Source organism: Pseudomonas brassicae (assembly GCF_010671725.1).
Classification (GTDB): Bacteria; Pseudomonadota; Gammaproteobacteria; order Pseudomonadales; family Pseudomonadaceae; genus Aquipseudomonas; species Aquipseudomonas brassicae.
In genome coordinates, this window is sequence record NZ_JAAHBU010000165.1 from 1 (window position 1) to 3,661 (window position 3,661).

Annotated in this window: 3 protein-coding genes and 1 pseudogene; 1 reads left to right on the top strand and 3 read right to left on the bottom strand. The window is 64.4% G+C overall.

Features of this window, described 5'->3' with window-relative positions; genetic code table 11:
- Positions 1-99: 99 nt before the first annotated feature.
- The 3 genes and pseudogenes from G3436_RS13200 to G3436_RS13210 all read right to left on the bottom strand — a co-directional run bounded on the left by G3436_RS13200 (position 100) and on the right by G3436_RS13210 (position 2,770).
- The gene (locus G3436_RS13200; protein ID WP_163945591.1) at positions 100-1,071 is read right to left on the bottom strand and encodes a thymidylate synthase; all 972 of its coding nucleotides are present in this window, start codon (positions 1,069-1,071) and stop codon (positions 100-102) included.
- A gap of 48 nt (positions 1,072-1,119) precedes the next feature.
- A complete protein-coding gene (gene lgt / locus G3436_RS13205; protein ID WP_163945592.1) occupies positions 1,120-1,974 on the bottom strand; it encodes a prolipoprotein diacylglyceryl transferase in 855 nt (284 codons plus the stop codon).
- Positions 1,975-1,988: 14 nt separating this feature from the next.
- A pseudogene (locus tag G3436_RS13210) lies at positions 1,989-2,770 on the bottom strand (sulfite exporter TauE/SafE family protein).
- A gap of 129 nt (positions 2,771-2,899) precedes the next feature.
- Here G3436_RS13210 and G3436_RS13215 point away from each other — a divergent pair.
- Positions 2,900-3,646, top strand: coding sequence for an NRDE family protein (locus G3436_RS13215; RefSeq protein ID WP_163945595.1), 747 nt, complete (start codon positions 2,900-2,902; stop codon positions 3,644-3,646).
- The last annotated feature ends 15 nt before the right edge of the window (positions 3,647-3,661 follow it).

Sequence of the window (3,661 nt, forward strand, 5' to 3'; positions counted from 1 at the left end):
CTCCCACAGGTACAGCAGTGATTTCAAGATTACCGCAGAGCCTGTGGGAGCTGGCTTGCCAGCGAAGGGGCCAGCTCGGTCAATACAAAACCGGCGGGATCAGACCGCCATCGGCGCCGTCATCGGCGCATGGTGCTCGTAGCCTTCCAGGCTGAAGTCACTCGGCTCGATCTTCTCCAGCCACTGCGGCTCGTACACACCGGTCTTGGCATACTCCGGCACGCGATCAGAGATCACCAGCCTGGGCGCCGCCAGCGGCTCGCGCTTGAGCTGTTCGTTGAGCATGTCCAGGTGGTTCTCGTACACGTGCGCATCACCGATGAAGTAGGTGAACCAGCGCGGCGTGTAGCCGGTCAGGCGACCCACCAACGACAGCAGTGCCGCGCCCTCGGTGAGGTTGAACGGCGTACCCAGGCCCAGGTCGTTGGAGCGGATGTAGAGCGTCAGGGAAATTTCCTTGGTCTCCACGTTCGGGTGGAACTGGTACAGCAGATGGCACGGCGGCAACGCCATCTCGTCCAGCTGCGCGCAGTTCCAGCCATGGAACAGGATGCGTCGGCTGCCCGGGTCGTTGTGGATGGTGTCGATGCACTGGCGGATCTGGTCGATGGCCTTGTACAGCACCACGAACGCCTCGCCGTCTTCCTCGGCCTCGGCAATCTTCACGAAGCCACTGCGCTGCGCCAGCTCGATGGCTGACGGGTTGCTCAGCGGCACGCGCTTGTAAGCCGGCCACTGGCGCCATTGCACGCCGTAGATCTCGCCCAGGTCGTCATGCCCCTGGCGGAACGGGTTGGCCAGCCACTGGGCGTTCTCGTTGGCGTTCTGGTCCCACACCTTGCAGCCCAGTTCACGGAACTCGCCAGCGTTCTTCACGCCGCGCAGGAAGCCCACCATCTCGCCAATCGCCGACTTGAACGCCAGCTTGCGCGTGGTGATGGCCGGGAAGCCCTTCTGCAGGTCGAAGCGCAGCATGGCGCCCGGCAGGCTGATGGTGCGCACGCCGGTACGGTTGCCCTGCAAGGTACCGTTCTCGATCACATCACGAACCAGCTCTAGATATTGCTTCATGTCTTACCTGTATCAAAACCGGCAGGGGCCAGGCCCCTGCGGTGAAAATTAAAGCGCGGCGCCCTTGGCACTCGGCGCACGACGGTGGGCCAGCCAGATCAGCGCAATGCCAGCCACGATCATCGGCACGCACAGCACCTGGCCCATGGTCAGCCAGCCGAAGGCCAGGTAACCCAGTTGCGCATCCGGCACCCGCACGAATTCGACGATGAAGCGGAAGATGCCGTAGAACAACGCGAACATCCCCGAAACAGCCATGGTCGGGCGCGGTTTGCGCGAGTACAGCCACAGAATCAGGAATAGTGCCACACCTTCCAGGGCGAACTGGTACAGCTGCGACGGGTGACGCGGCAATTGCGCCGGGTCGCTGAACGGCGGGAACACCATGGCCCACGGTACATCGGTGGCCTTGCCCCATAGCTCGGCGTTGATGAAGTTGCCGATGCGCCCGGCGCCCAGGCCGATCGGCACCACGGGGGCAACGAAGTCCATCAGTTCGAAGAACGACTTGTTGTTGCGCTTGCCGAACCACAACGCCGCCAGCATCACGCCGATGAAGCCGCCATGGAACGACATGCCGCCCTTCCACACTTCCAGGATCAGGCCCGGGTTGGCCAGGTAGGCACTCAGGTCGTAGAACAGCACGTAGCCCAACCGCCCGCCGACGATCACGCCCATGGCCAGGAAGAACACCAGGTCGGACAGTTTTTCGCGCGTCCAGGTCGGGTCGAAGCGCTTCATTCGGGTAGACAGCAGCAGCCACGCGCCGCCGATACCGATCAGGTACATCAGTCCGTACCAGTGGATTTTCAGCGGCCCGAGGGTGTGGATCAGGCCGAAAAAGTCGATCTCGACCGGCCCGAGGGCCAATGCCACGGGATCGATCTGCGGGTAAGGCAGCATGGTGACTCCTCTCGTTAAAGCAAAAAGCTCAGGCCTACACAAAACAGCAGGGCGGCGAACAGCCGCTTGAGCAGACGTGGCGACAGTTTATGCGCCAGGCGCGCGCCGAAGCGGGCAAAGAACATGCTGGTCAGGGCAATTCCGAGCAGCGCCGGCAAGTACACGAAGCCCAGGCTGTGCGGCGGCAGGTGCGTCTCGTCCCAGCCCAGCACGATGAAGCTCAGGGCGCTGGCCACCGCAATCGGGAAGCCGCAGGCCGAAGACGTCGCCACTGCCTGCTGCATGGGCAGGCTGCGCCAGGTCAGGAAGGGTACGGTCAACGAGCCGCCGCCGATGCCGAAGATCGCCGACGCCCAGCCCACCACGCCGCCGGCGCGCCCAGGCCGACTTTGCCGGGTACGCCGCGGCTGGCCTTGGGCTTGAGGTCGAGGGCCATCTGCGCGGCCACCAGCAGGGCGAACACGCCGATGATCTTCTGCAGGTTCGGGCCCTGGATCAGCGAGGCGGTCTTGGCCCCCACGCCAGCGCCGAGCAGGATGCCCACGGTCATCCACAGCACGATCGGCCACTGCACCGCGCCACGGCGGTGGTGCTCGAGGATGGCGTTGACCGAGGTGAACACGATGGTCGCCAGCGAGGTGCCGACCGCCAGGTGGGTCAGCACCGAGGCATCGAAGCCCTGCAGGGTGAAGCTGAGCACCAGCACCGGTACGATGATGATGCCGCCGCCTACGCCGAACAGCCCGGCCAGTACGCCCGCGCAGGCGCCCAGCAGCAGATAGACCACGAATTCCATTGTCGCCCCCGAAAATCAGTCCGGCATGGTAACGGAAGGTGGGCCTGTGGCTCTAGTGAAGACACGTTTAGTCGATGGATAGCGAACGCCAGTGCCGGTAGAGTGGCTGAAAACACTGGGAGCGAACCTATGTGTCTGATTGTTTTTGCGTGGCGACCGGGGCATGCCCGGCCGCTGATCGTCGCGGCCAACCGTGACGAGTTCTACGCCCGCCCCAGCCAGACGCTGGGGGCCTGGGCAGATGCACCGGGGGTGTACGCCGGGCGCGACCTGGAGGCTGGCGGCACCTGGCTGGGGGTGGGCCCGCAAGGGCGCTTTGCGGCCTTGACCAATATTCGTGACCCGCAGCAGCCGCAGGGTGCGCGCTCGCGCGGGGAGCTGGTAGCCCGCTATCTGAATGGCGAAGTGGGCGTGGAGGCGTACCTGGACCACGTGGCCAGCCGCAGCCATCAGTATTCGGGGTTCAACCTGCTGGTGGGCGATGCCGGGCAGTTGGGTTACCTGAATGCGCAGGAGGCGGCGCCGCTGCTACTGGCTGAAGGTGTTTACGGGTTGTCCAACGCCGGGCTCGATACGCCGTGGCCCAAGCTGGTCAAGGCCCGCGCTGCGCTTGAGCATCAGTTGCACGACCCAAGGCCGCAGCGGCTGTTGGCCTTGCTGGGCGATGAGCAACAGGCCGAGGACGCCGAGTTGCCGCAAACCGGTGTGGGGCTGGCGACCGAGCGCTTGCTGTCGAGTGTGTTTATTGCCAGCCAGAACTACGGCACGCGGGCGAGTACGGTGCTGATCGTGGAGGCAGATGGGCGGCGGTTGATGGTGGAGCGCAGCTTTGGGCCGTTTGGAGGGCAGTTGGGAGAGGTCACCTTGCAAGTCTGACGCCTTCGCTGGCAA